Below are 16,504 nucleotides of genomic sequence, written 5' to 3' on the forward strand. Positions count from 1 at the left end.
GTGGTTCCGGCTCTATCGGACCGGTGCCGAACGCGCGACAATCAAGTGAACGGCGGGCGGGCGTGCCGTCACCCCCTCGACACCGCGCCCGTAAGCATCGAGGCCATCATGGGCTTCCTCATCTACGACCGAGGCGAGCCGATCGAGCTCGACGATCGTGCGCTGGCGCACCTGCAGGTGGTCATCATCGACAAGCTGCGCCGCGGGGAGCACTTCTCACTGACCCTGCGGGGTGAACGCGGCATGGTGTCGTACTGGGTGAGCCCCCGCACGGCCATCGAGTTCGTCTACCACGGCAACCGGCGGCCGGTGCTGAACCACGCGTGGCTCGAGCAGCTCGCCGGCGAGGTCGGGCTCACCGGCGTGCTGACCCTGGTTCCGGAGCCGCCCTCATCTGCAGAGCTTCAGCACGACTCGACGTAGTCGATCTGCACCGTCGCGAAGTCGGCGAGCTCCTCGGCGCTGAACGGCCTGGCGCTGACCACGCCCACCCGATCGGCCTTCGCGTTGAGCGACTGCGCCGTGTCGGCCTCCAGCAGCTCGTCGCTCGGCTCGACGCGTGAGATCGAGGCGGTCTCGACCTGCCACCCGATCGTGAACTGCGCCCGGCGCACCGACCCGTCGTTCGACACGAACGGGATCTCGATGAGGTCGAGCTCCTGTTTCCGGGCCAGCGCGAGCCCGTAGCGCATGACGGCGTCGGCGATCTCGGTCCCGGTCAGGTACGACCCGACGCGGCTGGTGATGAGCTTCATGGCGGTCCCCCCGTCGGCTCGACGTCTGAGCGGTTGCCGGGGTCCGGGGCACCGATCCAATTCTAAATCCGGATGCCGCGCGGCGCCAGATGTCCCGTCGTGCGTCGTGCGCATGCGCGCGGGCGGACGGTGCGCCTCAGTCGCCGAGCCGGAGCGAGCGGTCCACGATCGCGGCGGCGACCTTGCTGATCCCGAGCTGGTGCGACCTCGCGTACCGTCGGATGAGCTCGAACGCCTGCTCGATGGTCACGCCGTTCGTGTAGGCCACGACGCCCTTGGCCTGCTCGATGACCACCCGGCTGCTCAGCGCACCCTGCAACTGCTCGGCGAGCACAGCCGTCTCGCGCATCGAGCGCTCGTGGAGGATCCCGATCGTCGCGACATCCGCGAACGCCCGGGCTGCGATGCGGTCCTCCTCGTCGAGGGTGCCAGGTCGGTCGCGGAGGAGGTTGAGCGTGCCGATGGTGTTGTCACGGAGCCGCATGGGCAGCGCGTGCACCGACTCGAACCCGAGCTCCAGGGCTCGGTCGCGGAACCGCGACCACTCCACCGGACTGGCCGCGATGTCGGGCACCTCGACGACCTCGCCCGAGCGGTAGCACTCGACGCACGGCCCGGCCTCGGCGCTGAGCTGGATCACCTCGACGAGGTGGCTCGCCTCGCTGGTGGACGCCATCACGTCGAGCTCGCCATGGCCGTCGGCGAGCAGGATGGCCGCCGCAGTGGTGTCGAGGAGTTCGGCGCAGCTGTCGACGAGCAGCTGGAGCAGGTCCACCACGTCGTATCCGTCGACGAGCGTGTCGGCGAGGATCGCGAACGTCTGGAGGAGTTGCGTCTCCTTCGTTCGCTGCTCGGTCATTCGCTCGCCTCGATCGCGTCGTGCTGGTTCGAGAAGCGGAGCCGGCCGTCGATGATGTCCTGTGCGACCTCCATCATCGTGCGCTCGGTGGCGAACGCATGCCCCTGGATGACGAGTCGCGCATCGTCGGGTGAGAGGTCGAGCTGGGCGAGGACCATGCCGGTCGCCTGGTGGACGATGCGGCGGGAGAAGGCATTGCCCTTGTCGTCGAGGTCGCGCCCGACCTCCCCGAGCGCCTGGCGCAGCACATGGCGGCCGACCACCCCCGCCATCGCATCGGCCTGTCGGATCTGGGTGCGGTTCAACTCCACCGGCCGCAGCGAATAGAGGTCGACCGCGCCGATGCGCAGCGGGCCGATCGCGAGCGGGAAGGCGAAGATCGAGCGCAGCCCGTCGTCACGGGTCGCAGCGGTGAAGGCCGGCCAGCGGGAAGGCGCCCTGTGCAGGTCTGGTTCGAGCACGGGCAACCCGGAGCGCACCGCATCCCAGCACGGGCCCTCACCCAGGTCGAACTGCAGTTCGTCGAGGCGGGCAGCGATCTCGTCGCTGGCGGACAGGGTCTCGCTGCCGAGCACGTTGCCCACCGTCGAGACGGCGGCCCCACTCACGGGGAACAGGTCGAGGAACGGGCGGCAGAACCCCGCGGGAGAACCGGAGGACCGGTCCAGTGCCTCCAACGCCGCACCGAACGAGCTTGTCATCACGCCACCGCCTCCTGTCCTCGACGCTACTGGCCCCCGTGAGGATGTGAAAGCCCTTGCTGCCACTCGTCTGCACCGCGCGTGTGCGCCCGGCGATGTCGGCGGCGCGGCGTACCGTGGGCGCCATGAGGAACCAGCTGCAGACCAGCGTCGCGCACGATGTGCTCGACGAGCCGTGCCCGCGCTGCGGGTCGACCACGGTTCGCGTCGTCGTCACCTCGTCCTTCCACGCGGTCGTCGAGATCGAGTCGACGGATGCCGCGGCCGACGCGTTCGCCCACGAAGACCCGCTGTTCGACTGCCGCGAGTGCGGCTTCGAGTGGGGCGAGCTCGTGCGCGATCTCATGAGCTGAGGCGCGCTCGCCCTCGCTCGTCGCGGGTGCACCGTCCCGGGCGCCCGTGCCGCTGTGGATAACGACCCGCCCGCACCGACTGCTCGCTTAGGCTCGACGCCATGCCCGAGTCACCCGCCCCCCTCCGCGTGCGACTTCGCGCGGGCGCGCTGGCCGCGATCGCGGGGGTGACGCTGCTGGCCGTGACCGGATGCACCGGGGCCCCGGTCCCCACCGCCGCTCCCGCCTCGTCTGCCGCCGCGGACCCGATCTTCGCCACCGACGAGGAGGCGCTGGCCGCCGCCGAGGCGGCTTATGAGCGATTCCTCGAGGTCTCCACCGCCGTGACCAGTGATGGGGGAAGTGACCCCGAGCGACTTGAGACGGTGGCTACGGGGGCCGCCCTTGCAGAGGAAATCGATGCAGCCTCGGAGTTTCAAGCTGAAGGACTCCGAACCACGGGATCGATACGATTTCGAGTCAACGACCTCCAGTCCAACGATGTTGCTGAGGGGCTGGCTCAAGTGACCGTGTACGTCTGTGACGACCTTCGAGATCTTGACGTTCTCGACGCGAGCGGAAGCTCGATGGTGGTCGACGGCCGAGTCGTCGATGTCCCATACACAGTCGTTCTCGAAGGCGACGCAACATCGCTTCTGGTGAGTAAGAGGGAATTGTGGGCTCGCGACAATTTCTGCCTTGGTTGATCGCTGTATCAGTCGTCCTCGTCAGTGTGGCGACGCCCGCTGAGGCGGATGAGATGTGTTCCAAGGAACAAGTGCTGACCGGCACCTGTGCCGCGAAGAGCGTCATGAACCCAAACCTCGGCGATGTCGAGTTGTCTGGAGAGAGCACGACATCGACGGGCGGGGCCGGCCCGGGTAATGGCCGTTCTGGCGAAAACTCTGACGCACAGCACGAGGGCGGCGACGCTGCACCCGCGCCCGCAGCTCCGGCCCCGCCCGCGAACTGCAGCCCCTCGAACATCGCGCTGTGCGCCGTCGACCCGACCGTCCCGCAGGAGCCCGCGGCGGCGCCCGTGGTGGTGACCCTGCGCGACATCGCGTCGTTCCGGCCCGCTGCGCCCGGCAACGGCATGGAGCCCGCCGGATGGGCGGTCGAGGGCCTGCCGGCGAACTTCGTGGCCGCGGCATCCGTGCAGGTCGTGTCCGGCACGCTGCTCGGGCAGCCGGCCGACGTACGGTTCACGCCGATCGGGTACCGGTGGAGCCACAGCGACGGGGCCGTCGTCGACAGCGCGACCCCGGGCGCGACCTGGGCGGCGCTCGGTCAGGGCGAGTTCACCGAGACGGCGACGAGCCACGTCTACGCGACGTCCGGCGAGTACACGGTCGACGTCGCAGCGACCCTGCGCGCCGAGTACCGGTTCGCCGGCTCACCGTGGCGCGCCATCGCCGGCACACTCACCGTGGCGGGCGCACCGCAGCGGGTGCTCGTCGGCGAGTTCGACACGGTCCTGACGCAGGGCGACTGCAACGCGAACCCCGACGGGCCCGGTTGCTGACCGGGCCGACTGACCAGCTCGTCCCGGCTACCGGGCCGCGGCCGACGGCTCGCCGTTGCGGTGCCGGTCGGCGACGATCGACGCATCGAGCAGTCGCCGCACCCCCGCCATGCCGTCGGCCTCGAAGGCGGCCCGCTGCCGCATCGCGCCGGTGCCGTCGCGCAGGAGCCGCTCCACCGAGGCGCGCACCACGTCGAGATCGCCGGCCTCGGTCAACTGCGGCTCGAGCAGGCGCACGAACCCGCGCAGCGCGTCCGCCGCGGGTGCGAGGGCGCCCGACAGCGGATCGAAGACCTCGCCCCGCATCCCGTGGTGCGCCGAGTGGAACACGGCCGCGCTGAGCAGCTCGGGCGGCACATCCGCCGAGGCCGTCGCCGCGGCATCCGTCGCACCGGGTGCCTCGAGCGCGTGCGACACGAGGGCGCGCGAGAGCGCCGTGATCAGCAGGGTGCTCTCGGCGTCGAGCTGTGCGTCACCCATGCGGAACTCGATGGTCGGCAGGTGCTCCGAGAGCCGCACGTCCCACGAGATGAGCGCAAGGTCGGCCGTGCCCCCGATGCCGAGCAGCTGGCGGGTGCGGCGGTCGTAGTCCGCGGCGTCGAGGAACGAGGGCGGGCATCCGGCCGTGGTCCACCGGCGCATCAGCACGGTGCGCCAGCTGTCGAAGCCCGTGTCATGGCCGCGCCACAGCGGTGAGTTGGTGCCGATCGCGGTGAGCAGCGGCATCCAGGGCCGCGCCGCGTTGAGCGCGATGACGCCGGCCTCGCGGTCGGGCACGCCCACGTGCACGTGCAGGCCGCTCACCTGATGGTCGGCGATCAGGCCGCCGAGGTCGCGGACGATGCGCGCATAGCGCTCGCTCTCGGTGATGTCGGGGAACGGCGTGGTCTCGGGCGCGGTGCCGAGACTCGCACCCACGACGCCGAAGTCGGCCGCGTGATCGGCGACGCGGTGGCGGAACCCGAGGAGCGCCGCGCGCGCCTCGTCGAGCGTCGTGAACACGGATGACGCGTGCTCGACCTGTGACGCGAGGAACTCCTTGTGGGTCACGCCCGCCCAGTCGGGCTCCTGCGAGAGCCGCTCGAAGACCGCCGCCCCGACGTTCGCCGGACGCAGGGTCTCGGGATCGAGGAACTGGAACTCCTCTTCGACACCGAACGTCCGCATGTGCGCCCTACCCTTCGACGGGAAGCCCCCATCGAACTCTCTCCGCGGCCGGACCGCCTGTCAAGCCCGCGCGAAACCGGGGGACGCCGAGTAGCGGCACCATGTCGAGAAACGGCGCGCAGCCTCGACATACTGGTGGGAGCGCGGTCCGCCTCCCGAACGAACGACGATGACGAACGATCGAAGGAGCGATTTCCGATGAAGTACCTCATCCAGATCTACAGCAACCCCGAGTCGCGCGCGGTGTGGGAGAGCTTCACGCCCGAGCAGCAGGTCGAGGGCTACGCCTCCTACCAGGCGATCAGCGGCGAGCTGGCCTCGCGTGGCGAGCTCGTCGCGAGCGAGGCGCTCGCCGACATCTCGCTCGCCAAGCGCGTCACCAACGACGAGGCCGGCACCGTGGCGAGCGACGGGCCCTTCGCCGAGACGAAGGAGCTCCTCGCGGGCTTCTACCTCGTCGACGTCGACGACGAGTCGCGCGCGGTCGAGATCGCCTCATGCTTCCCCGAGGCCCGGTTCGGGCTCATCGAGGTGCGCCCGGTGCTCGAGATGACGGGTGGCGGCGACCTCTGAGGTCGCCGGCACCTCCGCGATGCCGTGAGCGACGCCGTCCGGGCACTGCGAGACGCCGCACCGTCGGCGCTCGCAGTGCTCGTGCGCCGCTACGGCGACTTCGCGGCGTGCGAGGACGCCATGCAGGAGGCCCTCGTCGCGGCATCCGATGCCTGGCCTCGCGAGGGGGTGCCCGACAGCCCGCGAGCCTGGCTCGTGCGGGTCGCGTCGCGCCGCTACATCGACCAGGTGCGGTCGGATGTCGCTCGCCGGCGCCGTGAGGCCCTCGCCGTCGAGCTCGAGCCGCCGCTCGGCGGAACGCCCGGAGTTCCCGCGGTCGACGACACCCTCACGCTGTTCCTCCTGTGCTGCCACCCCGCGCTCACCCGGCCGGCGCAGGTCGCGCTCACCCTGCGTGCGGTCGGTGGACTCACCACCGCCGAGATCGCCCGCGCCCTGCTCGTGCCCGAGGCCACCGTCGCCCAGCGCATCTCGCGGGCGAAGGCGCGCATCCGCTCGAGCGGCGAGGCGTTCCGGATGCCGCAGCCCGACGAGCTCGAGGACAGGCTGGTCGCCCTCCGCAACGTGCTCTACCTCATCTTCACCGAGGGGCACACCGCCAGCTCGGGCGAGGCGCTCGCTCGCGTGGACCTGTCTGCGGAGGCGATCCGGCTCACCAGGCAACTCCACGCCACCGATCCGGATGCCTCGGGAGAGACCACCGGGCTGCTCGCCCTCATGCTCCTCACCGACGCCCGCAGGGCCGCGCGCACCGACGCGGCGGGTGCGCTCGTGCCGCTCGACGACCAGGAACGGTCGCGTTGGGACCGCGCGACGATCCACGAGGGCGTCGATCTCGTCACGCACGTGCTCGACCGCGCGCCCATCGGCCCCTACCAGTTGCAGGCGGCGATCGCGGCGGTGCACGATGAGGCGCCGTCGACGGAGGCGACCGACTGGGTCGAGATCCTCGGCCTCTACGACCTCCTCGGACGCCTGACGCCCGGACCGATGGTGACCCTCGGACGCATCGTCGCCCTGGCCATGGTCGAAGGTCCCGAATCGGGCCTCGCCGCCCTCGACCGGGCCGAGTCCGGCGGAGACGGCGCCGGGTCGGCGCTCGCCGACCACCACCGCACCTGGGCGGTACGTGCGCACCTCCTCGAGCGTTCGGAACGCACGGATGCCGCGTCGCTGGCGTTCGCCGAGGCCGCGCGCCGCGCGCGCAACGGCCCCGAGCAGCGCTACCTCGCCGCGAAGGCCGAGTCGCTGCGTCAGGTCCGCTGAGGGGCGCGCCGTTCGGCGCAGCCGTTCATGCGTCGACCACCTCGAGCCGCACGTCGACGTCGTCGCCCTCGCCGATGCCCTCGGCGGTGCGCACCGCCTTCTTCAGGGGGAGCACGTAGCTGCCTCGCTTCGAGTCGGGGAAGATCGACGTCGACCAGCTGGTCGAACCCACCGTGACCCGCACCCGCACCGCTCCGAAGCCGCGGGGCACGCGCGGCACCTCGCGGATGTCGGCGGCGAACTCCTCGGGGACGGTCACGAAGAACCAGCCGCCCTGGGCGCCCCACTCCCAGAGTGGCGCGGTGAAGCGGAATCGCATGGTCGGATGCTACCGGCGCCAACCGACGCGCCAGGGCCGTCGCGGCGTTCGGCGCGCGTCGGGTGCGGGCGCAAGGGGCTCGGTGGTCTGCTCCAGCACGCTCGTGTGCTCGAACACGGTGGTGTGCTCGGGCATGTCGGTGTGCTCGAGCACGGTGTGCTTCGGCATCGCCGAGTCCGCGAAGAGGTCGAAGAGGTCGGCTGTGCCACGCGGCTCGTGCGGCTTGGCGGCCGTGTGGGGAGTCCAGCGCCGCCCATCCCAGTAGCGCAGCAGCGCGGCATCCGTCTCGTCGTCGTACCAGCCGGCGACGCCTGCGGGCCCAGCGGTCACGCCGCTGCCCCCTTCCGCTGGAGGCGGATGGCGCGCACCGCGAGCTGCACCGCGGCGACGACCATGAGCGCCGCGAACAGGCGCGCCGACCACTCGGGGGAGAGGAGGAATGCGATCGCGACGCCGCCGAACGAGGCGATCGTCGCCGGGATGCCCACCGCCAGCCCGACCCGCAGGTCGACGATGCCGGCTCGCGCGTTCGACACGGTGCCGCTCACGGCGGTCGGGATCATCACCGCGAGCGACGTGCCCTTGGCCACGAGGTCGCTCATGCCGAAGAACGCCACGAACGCGGGCACCATGATGATGCCCCCGCCGACACCGAAGAGGCCCGACGCGATGCCGACCACGAGGCCGAGCGCGACCATGCCGATGACGGGCAGCACGTCGAGCTCGATGCGGTCGCCGCGCACTGGTGCGACGAGCAGCATGCGCACGGCAACGGCGATGAGCAGGGCCACGAAGAGCCAGCGCAGCCAGCCAAGGGCCAGCCGGCGCAGCATCCACGTGCCGATCCACGACCCGACGATGCCGCCGACGGCGACGATGAGGGCGACCACGAGGTCGATCTCACCGTTCGCGAAGTAGGTGATCGAGCCGGCGATCGCGGCGGGCACGATCGCGGCGAGCGAGGTGGCCGACGCACGACGCTGGTCCATGCCGGCGAAGGTGATGAGGAGCGGGACCATGAGGATGCCGCCGCCGACGCCGAACGCCCCCGAGAGCAGCCCGCCGGCCGCCCCGATCAGTGCGAGACGCACCCACCAGGAGCGCGCGCGAACGGCGGGCGTGTCGGGGGAGGTCACCCGCCTACTGTATCCGCGAGGGAGAGCCGACGAGCTCGCCCGCCGAGGCCGCCGCGTCGAACGAGGCCGGCACCGGGGCATCCGTCGCCGTGGCCGCACCCGACGACGACATCGCGTCGTCCGCCGGCGTGCGGATGGGCACGGCCGCCACGGCGACCGAGCGGCGCACCATGCGGGCCGTGAGCACGAGCAGCACACCGAGCACGGCGCCCCCGGTGTTCATGACGAGGTCTCGCGGATCGGAGATGCGATCGGGCTCGGGCACCTGCACGAGTTCGATGACCGCGGTGAACGCGAACCCGGCGAGCAGTGCCAACGGCCAGCGCCGACGCGGGACGAGCAGCGCGGCGAGCAGCCCGACCGGGACGAACATCGCCACGTTGAACGCCATCTCCGACAGGTAGCCGGTGGTCCACGTGACGGGGGCCGTCCACGCGTCGGGGTTCAGGATGCCGCCCTCGAGCTGGTTGCCGCTCGTGCGCCACGGCGCTGGGCCGACGGTCGCCCACAGCACGACGGCGGCGTAGGCGAGGGCGACGAATCGCAGGGGGCGGCGGTTCACCGCTCCAGTCTGGTGTGCTCGCCTATGAGCGGGCTGGCACCACCCCGCATGTCCGCTGATCGTCGGCGCGTCAACTGGAATTCCGTCATCTCAGGTCACGATCCGGTCGCGGACTGGTGCGCTCGCGCGCGCGGCCTACTAGGGTAGGCTCAACGATTCCTCCATCAAGCGGGCAGACGCCCGCGCCTCCACCTGATTGCCCGGAGGCGGCACGATCCGCGTGGCATGACCCGATACGAGACGGCGGATGCCTGAGCGCACACCCGCCCCTCGCCCCCAGCTTCGGCGGCACCGTGTCGTCGGGGACGCGATCGACCCCGATCGCATCGGGCCCGCACTCAGCGGCCCATAGGACAGAAGGACAGCAGTATGGCAACCGGAACCGTCAAGTGGTTCAACGCCGAAAAGGGCTTCGGCTTCATCGCTCCCGACGACGGCAGCGCCGACGTCTTCGCACACTTCAGCGCCATCTCGGGCAACGGCTACCGTTCGCTCGAAGAGGGCCAGAAGGTCGAGTTCGAGGTCGCACAGGGCCCCAAGGGCCTGCAGGCTGAGAACATCCGCGGCCTCTAGGTCTCGGCTCTCAGGACGCCCCCGTCAGCTCCGGCTGGCGGGGGCGTTCGTCTTCCTCGGGTCGACCCGGGCTCCGCGTCAGCGCGGCGGTTCGCGCTGCCTGTCAGCTGGGACGAACGGATGCCGCGGCATCCCCCACCTCATCGCGCCATGAGTGGCGCGGCTCGTAGCCGAGCACCCGCCGGGCCTTGTCGATCGAGAGCAGGGTGTCGTGCACGCCGAGATCACCGTGCAACGGGACATCCGGGAAGACCTCGGCGACGAGCTCTGCGTTCGGGCGCGACATGACCGTGTCGGCCGCGGCGATGATGAACCGGTCGAAGCCGGGCCACGCCTTGGCCAGCGCCAGGCTGACCGCCTGTGCTCCGTCGCGCCCGTCGACGTAGCCCCAGAGATTCCACTTGCGCAGCCTCGGGTCGGCGTCGAACGAGGGGAAGTCCACGTAGTCGGCAGGATCCATGACGTTCGAGAAGCGGAGCGCCGTGATCGACAGCTCGGGGTTCCAGCGCACGAACTCGATGGCCATCTGCTCCTCGAGGTGCTTCACGAGCGAGTATGTGCTCTCGGGTAGCGCCGGGTACTCCTCGTCGACCGGAATGTATGGCGGTGGCACGTCGAACGGCAGGCCGAGCACGGTCTCGCTCGAGGCGTACACGACCCGGGTGATGCCGAGGCGCCGGGCCGCCTGGAACACGTTGAACGTCGACAGCATGTTGTTGTGGAAGGTCGCCACGTCGCTGAGGATGCCGGGCGCCGGGATCGCGCCGAGGTGCACGATCGCCTCGACGCCGTCGTGACGGTCGTCCACGCCGGCGATGGCGTCGATCACCTGGCCGTAGTCGGTGAGGTCGACGCGCGTGACGTGCGCGCGGTCCCCCTGCTGGTCGAGGTTCACGACCTCGTGGCCCTCGTCGCGAAGCGTGCGGACGACGGTGCGGCCGAGCTTGCCCGACCCTCCGGTGACGGCGATGCGCATGCCTCCAGTCTCGCACCGCGTGCAACCCCCTGCCGCCGAGGCCAGTCGACTCGTACGCTCGCCTGCATGGCCGACGTGGAGCGTCCAGGAGCCGACGCATGGGTGCCCGAGGGCGCTCCCGTCGACGAGCTCCGCCGCGCCGCCCCCGACTGCCGCGGTTGCGAGCTCTGGCGCGACGCCACGCAGGTCGTCTTCTCGCGCGGCCGTGAGGGCGCTCCCCTCATGCTCGTCGGCGAGCAGCCCGGCGATCGCGAGGACCTCGAGGGCGAGCCGTTCGTCGGTCCGGCGGGGCGCCTGCTCGCTGACGCGGTCGACGCCGCGGGCATCCCCCGCGACCGCGTCTACGTCACCAACGCGGTGAAGCACTTCCGGTTCCGGCTGCGCGGCAAGCGGCGCATCCACGAGAAGCCGTCGGTGGCGCACATCGTCGCGTGCCGGCCCTGGCTCGAGGCGGAGTTCGAAGCGGTGCAGCCGTCGGTCGTCGTCGCCCTCGGCGCGACCGCCGCAAGGTCGGTGCTCGGACGCACCGTGCGCATCGGCGAGGTGCGCGGCCGGGTGCTGCCGCCCGATGCCGCGGGCGGAGCATCCGCGCTGCCGGCGCCGGTGCTCGTGACGACGCATCCGTCGGCGCTGCTGCGCATCGAGGACGCCGCCGATCGCACGGCGGCGTTCGAGGCGCTCGTCGAGGACCTGCGCACCGCGGCCGACACGGCCGGTGACGTCCTCTGACGCGAGCTCATACCGATTGCGGCATATGATGGAGAATTCACAGCGCCTTCCCATCCGCTGCCCTTAGAGTGGGGACATCTACAGCGGGTGGTCTACCCGCGAACCCCGGCTGGGAAGTCGACGACCAGCTGGGACGTACTCACATCTCTCACACCGAAACCCTCGGTGCGGTACGGGCGACGAAGCCCCGCACCGGTTCCGCTGACATCACGCGGAGCTTCACGGCACTCTCCCGGGTCGTTCGCGAGTCCGGCCTCCTGAATCGCACTCGCTGGTTCTACCTCATGCTCATCGGCATCCTGCTCGTCGCCCTCGGCGGCGCGATCGCCGGGTTCATCCTGCTCGGCGATTCGTGGTTCCAGTTGCTCATCGCGGGCGCGCTCGGCCTGATTTTCACGCAGTTCGCGTTCCTCGCCCATGAGGCCTCCCACCGGCAGGTGCTGGAGTCCGGCCCGGCGAACGACCGGCTCGGCCGCGGCATCGCCGCCGGCGTCGTCGGCATCAGCTACGCCTGGTGGATGACGAAGCACACGCGGCACCACGCCAATCCGAACAAGATCGGCAAGGACCCCGACATCGAGTTCGACACGATCTCGTTCGTCGAGGCCGACGCCGCCAAGCAGCGCGGGCTCATGGCGCTCATCACGCGCAAGCAGGGATACCTGTTCTTCCCCCTGCTCACCCTCGAGGGCGTCAACCTGCACTTCACCTCCATCCGCACCCTGTTCGACCGCGGTCCCGTGAAGGGCCGCGGCGTCGAACTCAGCCTCATCGCGGTGCGGTTCGCGATCTACTTCGGCGCGATCTTCTGGATGCTGCCGCTCGGCATGGCCTTCGCCTTCATCGGCGTGCAGCTGGCCGTCTTCGGCATCTACATGGGCGCGTCGTTCGCCCCGAACCACAAGGGCATGCCGATCATCCCGGCCGACGCGAAGCTCGACTTCTTCTCGAAGCAGGTGCTCACCTCGCGCAACGTCTCGGGCGGCTTCTGGGCGAGCGTGCTCTTCGGCGGCCTCAACTACCAGGTGGAGCACCACCTGTTCCCGAACATGCCGCGACCGCACCTGGCCAAGGCCCGCGAGATCGTGCGCGAGCACGCCCGCACGCTCGACGTGCCGTACACCGAGACGACGATCCTGAAGTCGTACGGCATCGTCATCGAGTACCTCAATCGCGTCGGCCTCGCCGCACGCGACCCGTTCGACTGCCCGATGGTGAATCAGTTCCGTCGGGTCTGAGACTTCCGTCGGTGGATTTCGCCGGCGGAACCCCGCACGACCTGAGGTCGTGCACGTCGCAGCCGCTCCGGCGGCTCGGCTTTACAGAAGGAAAAGAATATGGCTACCGGAACCGTCAAGTGGTTCAACGCCGACAAGGGCTTCGGCTTCATCGCCCCGGATGACGGCTCGGCCGACGTCTTCGCGCACTTCAGCGCGATCGCGTCCGGCGGATACCGCTCGCTCGAGGAGAACCAGAAGGTCGAATTCGAGACCGCCCGCGGCCCCAAGGGCCTGCAGGCCGAGAACATCACCGTCATCGGTTAAGTTCTCGCACCCCTGATCCGCGGCCTTCGCGCCGCGTGATCGACGAGCGGATGCCGCACGCCGGCGCCTCCCCGTGAGGCGCATGGCGCGGCATCCGCTCGCTTTCGTTCCAGGCGAGGAGAGCCGGCTCTTCGAGCTCGTCGACTGAGCCGCGTGGGAGGCGGCCGTCTAGCCGGAACGCATCGACGAACCGCCGACGCCCGACGACGAAGGCGACCCGTCCGGCATGGTCACCGCTGCGGCCCGCGCGGCCCCGGTTCGCTCGCTCGGCCGGCGCTGGCGGACGAGCTCCTCGAACAGCTCGATGTAGTCACCCGCCATGCGGTGCGAACTGAACCGGGTCTCGACGGCCTCGCGGCACGACGCACGGTCGAGTGTCGGCACTTCCGCCAGGGCGAGCGCCAGCTGCGCGGGATCGGAGCGGATGAAGCCGGTGCGCCCCTCCTCCACGATCTCGCCGACCGAACCACGAGGCGTGGCGACGACCGGCGTGCCCGTTGCCATCGCCTCGATCATCACGAGTCCGAACGGCTCGTCCCACTGGATCGGGTTCAGCAGCACGCACGAGTTGCCCATCAGCTCGTACTTCTCCTCGGCGGACAGCTCGCCCAGGTACTCCGCGCGCGACCCGAGCATGGGCTTGACCACCTCCTGGAAGTACTCCTCCTCGGCTTGCTCCTGCATCTTGGCGGCGATCCGCAGGGGGATCCCGGCGATGGCCGCGGCCTCGATGGCCTCGGGGATGCCCTTGGACGGATGCATCCTGCCAACGAAGCATGCGCTGTCGCCGCCAGGGCCGACCGGCACGTCCTCGACCTGGATGCCGTGGTGGATCACGCGGCGGATCGGAACGGGTCCGGCGAGCGAGGCCTGGTTGTGGGAGATCGCCACGAACACCACGTCGGGCGAGGCCGCGCAGTAGAGCTCCTGCTCGATGGGGATGAGCGGGCCGTGGGCGACGGTGACCACGGGGAGCGTCGTCGCGAACCGCGCCAGGATCGGTCCCGCGAGCGTGTTGTCGAGGATCACGTCGACCTCCGCGAGCCCCGCGAACGCCCGGAGGAGGTGTTGCAGCTCGTGGGAGGTCACGCCCATCTTCGCGGGGTCGGATGCCTCGAAGCCCGGAAGCCGGGGCACCGGACTCGTGCTGTCGCTCGACGCTGCGAGCAGCACGTCCTGTCCGGCATCGACGAGCGCCCTTGCGAGCACGTCGATGAACGACTCGATGCCGCCGTAGGCGTCGGGTGGGATGGGAATCCACGGCGGAGCGATGATGCCGATTCTCATGTCGGGTTCCTTCGAACGGGCACCGGGACCACGGCGGGACGCGGCTCGGGGTGCAGGGTGAGGCCGGCCGGGAGACCGACCACGGAGGCGCCGCGACGCGACGCATCGATCGAGATGCGCGTTCCGGCGAACGGCACGTTGCGCAGGTGGATGTCGCCGAATCCGGCCGACGTGGTGGGCGAGAGCCAGACGTCGCCCGTGGGCACCGAGGGGTCGAAGCGCAGCGTCGTCCGGAGCAGCGAGAAGGGCGTCGCCGCGGCCCAGGCCTGAGGTGAGCAGGAGGCGGGGTACGAGACCGGTTCGGGGTAGTGCGTTCGCGGGAAGCCGCAGAACAACTCGGGCAGGCGCCCGCCGAACCGGCTCGCGGCCTCGAACATCCCCTGCACGATCCGATTGGCCTCGTCGACGAATCCGTACCGCATGAGTCCGGCGGCCACGATGGCGTTGTCGTGCGGCCAGACCGAGCCGTTGTGGTAGCTGGCGGGGTTGTAGGCGCCCATGTCCGAGGCGAGGGTGCGCACGCCCCACCCGGTGAACAGCTCGTCGGAGAGCAGGCGCGCGGCCACCGCAGCCGCCTTGTCGTCGTCGACGATGCCGCTCCACAGGCAGTGGCCCATGTTCGAGGCGCACGCGTCGACCGGTCGCTTGTCGGCGTCGAGGGCGAGCGCGAAGTAGCCGAGCTCGGGCAGCCAGAAGGCCTCGTTGAACTCCCGTTTCAAGACGGACGCTCGCTCGTACCAGCGGGCGGCCGTGTCCTCGTCGCCGCGGGCAGCCGCGAGCTCCGCCCGGGCCACGTACGCCGCGTACACGTAGCCCTGCACCTCGCACAACGCGATGGGCGCGCGCGCGAGGGAGCCGTCGGCGAAGGTGATGCCGTCCCAGGAGTCCTTCCAGCCCTGGTTCACGAGGCCGTGCTCGTTGAGCCGGGCGTACTCGACGAAGCCGTCACCGTCGCGGTCGCCGTCGCGCAGGATCCACTCGAGCGCACGGTCGGCCGCGTCGATGAGGTTGTCCGCGTCGTCGGGCAGGCCGCCCCACCGCGCCAGTTCGCCGAGCACGACGACGAAGAGCGGGGTGGCGTCGACCGTGCCGTAGTACACCGAGCCGCCCCCGAGGGCGAGGTTCGTGGTGGCGCCGAGCCGCACCTCGTGCAGGATGCGACCGGGCTGCTCCTCGGACGCCGCGTCGAACTCGGTGCCCTGCAGCTCGGCGAGGGTCTGCAGTGTCCCGAGGGCGACCTCCGGGTCGACGTGCAGGGACATCATCGCCGTGAGCAGCGAGTCGCGGCCGAACAACGCCATGAACCACGGCGCGCCCGCCGCGACGACCGGACGGTCGGGATGCGCGGGGTCGAAGATCCGCAGCGATCCGAGATCCTCCTGGCTCTGGAGGATCACGCGCTCGATCGCGTCGTCCTCGACGTCGGGAACCGGCACGTGCGACTGCCAGGCGAGGAAGCGACGGGCGGGACCGACGGGGACGGCGGACTCGCCGTCGCCGCCGTCGCCCCCGATCGTGAATTCGTCCTGCAGCGTCGTGGGTGCGAGCCGGATGACGCGCGACCATGATCCCCGGGCCTCGAGCACCACGTCGAAGGCGAGCCGGTCGCCGTCGAACGTGGCGCCCGGCGCGGTGACGACGAGTCCGAGCCGTTCGTCGCGGGGCGAGTCGACGCGGACCACGCCCGGCGCCTCGAGCCTGGCCCGGCGGGGACGTCGGGCGGCACGGCCCTCCTTCACCTCGAAGATGTCGGCGAAGTCGGATTCGAGGACGAGCTCGACCCGCAGGGCCATCGGTTCGCGCGAATAGCTGCGGAGGGTGATCTCCTCCCGCAGCCCGCCGTCGACCTTGCGGTCGCGCTCCACGATCAGGGGGGTGTCGGCGCGGCCGGGGATGTGCCCGGAGCGTCCGATGGTGACCGAGCGATAGGGGCGCGGGGTCGACGACGAGAGCGGCTCGACGGGATCGCCGTCGATGAGCAGCGACCACCTCGAGACGAGGCGCGTGTCATGGAAGAAGACGCCGTGCGGCAGCTCGGGGACGATGTCGCCGTTGGCGGCCGAGACGCAGAACGCCGAGCCCTCCACGATCGTGACCGCCCCGGCTCCCGCCGGGCTCGCAAGGGTGTCCGTGTTCCAGCCGGGCATCGTCTTCGCGACCTCCGTCCGGAGCGGGCGCACGATACCCAGGAGGGCGCGTC

General features: G+C 70.5%; 21 protein-coding genes. 10 read left to right on the forward strand and 11 right to left on the reverse strand.

Annotated elements, in window-relative coordinates; all coding sequences use genetic code 11:
- Positions 1-108 precede the first annotated feature (108 nt).
- Entirely contained in the window at positions 109-423 is a 315-nt protein-coding gene (locus J2X63_RS10905; RefSeq protein WP_309976960.1) for an ATP-dependent DNA ligase, read from the forward strand.
- Here the strand turns inward: J2X63_RS10905 and J2X63_RS10910 are convergent.
- The 3 genes from J2X63_RS10910 to J2X63_RS10920 form a co-directional block, all read right to left on the reverse strand.
- Entirely contained in the window at positions 405-755 is a 351-nt protein-coding gene (locus J2X63_RS10910; RefSeq protein WP_309976962.1) for a hypothetical protein, read from the reverse strand. The two genes, J2X63_RS10905 and J2X63_RS10910, sit on opposite strands and share 19 nt — an antisense overlap.
- 136 nt (positions 756-891) lie before the next feature.
- Positions 892-1,614: a GAF and ANTAR domain-containing protein gene (locus J2X63_RS10915; RefSeq protein WP_309976964.1), complete on the reverse strand. Its 723-nt coding sequence runs from the start codon at positions 1,612-1,614 to the stop codon at positions 892-894.
- Complete coding sequence (locus tag J2X63_RS10920) at positions 1,611-2,315, reverse strand: GAF and ANTAR domain-containing protein (RefSeq protein WP_309976966.1); 705 nt, start codon at positions 2,313-2,315, stop codon at positions 1,611-1,613. Before J2X63_RS10920 ends, J2X63_RS10915 begins: the two co-directional genes overlap by 4 nt.
- 125 nt (positions 2,316-2,440) lie before the next feature.
- Here J2X63_RS10920 and J2X63_RS10925 point away from each other — a divergent pair, with 125 nt between their 5' ends.
- From J2X63_RS10925 to J2X63_RS10935, 3 genes are all read left to right on the forward strand, one after another.
- Complete coding sequence (locus tag J2X63_RS10925; protein WP_309976968.1) at positions 2,441-2,668, forward strand: hypothetical protein; 228 nt, start codon at positions 2,441-2,443, stop codon at positions 2,666-2,668.
- 101 nt (positions 2,669-2,769) lie between these two features.
- Positions 2,770-3,354, forward strand: coding sequence for a hypothetical protein (locus J2X63_RS10930; RefSeq protein ID WP_309976970.1), 585 nt, complete (start codon positions 2,770-2,772; stop codon positions 3,352-3,354).
- A gap of 332 nt (positions 3,355-3,686) precedes the next feature.
- Entirely contained in the window at positions 3,687-4,172 is a 486-nt protein-coding gene (locus tag J2X63_RS10935) for a hypothetical protein (RefSeq protein WP_309976972.1), read from the forward strand.
- 27 nt (positions 4,173-4,199) lie between these two features.
- On the opposite strand, the gene J2X63_RS10940 is transcribed toward J2X63_RS10935, so the two are convergent.
- Positions 4,200-5,339 (reverse strand): YbdK family carboxylate-amine ligase, encoded by a 1,140-nt coding sequence (locus J2X63_RS10940; protein ID WP_309976974.1) that lies wholly within the window; start codon positions 5,337-5,339, stop codon positions 4,200-4,202.
- 198 nt (positions 5,340-5,537) lie between these two features.
- On the opposite strand from J2X63_RS10940, the gene J2X63_RS10945 reads away from it, so the two are divergent.
- A complete protein-coding gene (locus J2X63_RS10945; RefSeq protein WP_309976976.1) occupies positions 5,538-5,912 on the forward strand; it encodes a YciI family protein in 375 nt (124 codons plus the stop codon).
- Between the two features lie 24 nt (positions 5,913-5,936).
- On the forward strand, positions 5,937-7,178 hold the full coding sequence (locus J2X63_RS10950) for a DUF6596 domain-containing protein (protein ID WP_309976978.1): 1,242 nt from the start codon (positions 5,937-5,939) through the stop codon (positions 7,176-7,178).
- Positions 7,179-7,203: 25 nt separating this feature from the next.
- Here the strand turns inward: J2X63_RS10950 and J2X63_RS10955 are convergent, their stop codons facing one another.
- From J2X63_RS10955 to J2X63_RS10970, 4 genes are read right to left on the reverse strand one after another with little or no spacing between them, the layout of a single operon-like run.
- A complete protein-coding gene (locus J2X63_RS10955; protein WP_309976980.1) occupies positions 7,204-7,497 on the reverse strand; it encodes a DUF1905 domain-containing protein in 294 nt (97 codons plus the stop codon).
- A gap of 9 nt (positions 7,498-7,506) precedes the next feature.
- Positions 7,507-7,827, reverse strand: coding sequence for a DUF2510 domain-containing protein (locus tag J2X63_RS10960; RefSeq protein WP_309976982.1), 321 nt, complete (start codon positions 7,825-7,827; stop codon positions 7,507-7,509).
- A complete protein-coding gene (locus J2X63_RS10965) occupies positions 7,824-8,633 on the reverse strand; it encodes a sulfite exporter TauE/SafE family protein (RefSeq protein ID WP_309976984.1) in 810 nt (269 codons plus the stop codon). Before J2X63_RS10965 ends, J2X63_RS10960 begins: the two co-directional genes overlap by 4 nt.
- Positions 8,634-8,637: 4 nt before the next feature.
- Complete coding sequence (locus J2X63_RS10970; RefSeq protein WP_309976986.1) at positions 8,638-9,195, reverse strand: VanZ family protein; 558 nt, start codon at positions 9,193-9,195, stop codon at positions 8,638-8,640.
- A 369-nt stretch (positions 9,196-9,564) separates the two neighbouring features.
- On the opposite strand from J2X63_RS10970, the gene J2X63_RS10975 reads away from it, so the two are divergent.
- Positions 9,565-9,768, forward strand: a complete 204-nt coding sequence (locus J2X63_RS10975) for a cold-shock protein (protein ID WP_022893782.1) — start codon at positions 9,565-9,567, stop codon at positions 9,766-9,768.
- A 103-nt stretch (positions 9,769-9,871) separates the two neighbouring features.
- On the opposite strand, the gene J2X63_RS10980 is transcribed toward J2X63_RS10975, so the two are convergent.
- Positions 9,872-10,744, reverse strand: a complete 873-nt coding sequence (locus J2X63_RS10980; protein WP_309976990.1) for an NAD(P)-dependent oxidoreductase — start codon at positions 10,742-10,744, stop codon at positions 9,872-9,874.
- 66 nt (positions 10,745-10,810) lie between these two features.
- Between J2X63_RS10980 and J2X63_RS10985 the strand changes: the two genes are divergently transcribed.
- The 3 genes from J2X63_RS10985 (at position 10,811) to J2X63_RS10995 (ending at position 13,017) form a co-directional block, all read left to right on the forward strand.
- Positions 10,811-11,473, forward strand: coding sequence for a UdgX family uracil-DNA binding protein (locus J2X63_RS10985; protein ID WP_309976991.1), 663 nt, complete (start codon positions 10,811-10,813; stop codon positions 11,471-11,473).
- 284 nt (positions 11,474-11,757) lie between these two features.
- On the forward strand, positions 11,758-12,711 hold the full coding sequence (locus tag J2X63_RS10990; protein ID WP_396133131.1) for a fatty acid desaturase family protein: 954 nt from the start codon (positions 11,758-11,760) through the stop codon (positions 12,709-12,711).
- 99 nt (positions 12,712-12,810) lie between these two features.
- Complete coding sequence (locus J2X63_RS10995) at positions 12,811-13,017, forward strand: cold-shock protein (RefSeq protein ID WP_159602901.1); 207 nt, start codon at positions 12,811-12,813, stop codon at positions 13,015-13,017.
- A gap of 168 nt (positions 13,018-13,185) precedes the next feature.
- On the opposite strand, the gene J2X63_RS11000 is transcribed toward J2X63_RS10995, so the two are convergent.
- A complete protein-coding gene (locus tag J2X63_RS11000; protein WP_309976992.1) occupies positions 13,186-14,304 on the reverse strand; it encodes a glycosyltransferase in 1,119 nt (372 codons plus the stop codon).
- The gene (locus tag J2X63_RS11005; protein WP_309976993.1) at positions 14,301-16,484 is read right to left on the reverse strand and encodes a glycogen debranching N-terminal domain-containing protein; all 2,184 of its coding nucleotides are present in this window, start codon (positions 16,482-16,484) and stop codon (positions 14,301-14,303) included. The genes J2X63_RS11000 and J2X63_RS11005 overlap by 4 nt, the downstream gene beginning before the upstream one ends.
- Positions 16,485-16,504: the final 20 nt, after the last annotated feature.

The sequence above is a fragment of the Agromyces sp. 3263 genome, from assembly GCF_031456545.1.
GTDB lineage: Bacteria > Actinomycetota > Actinomycetes > Actinomycetales > Microbacteriaceae > Agromyces.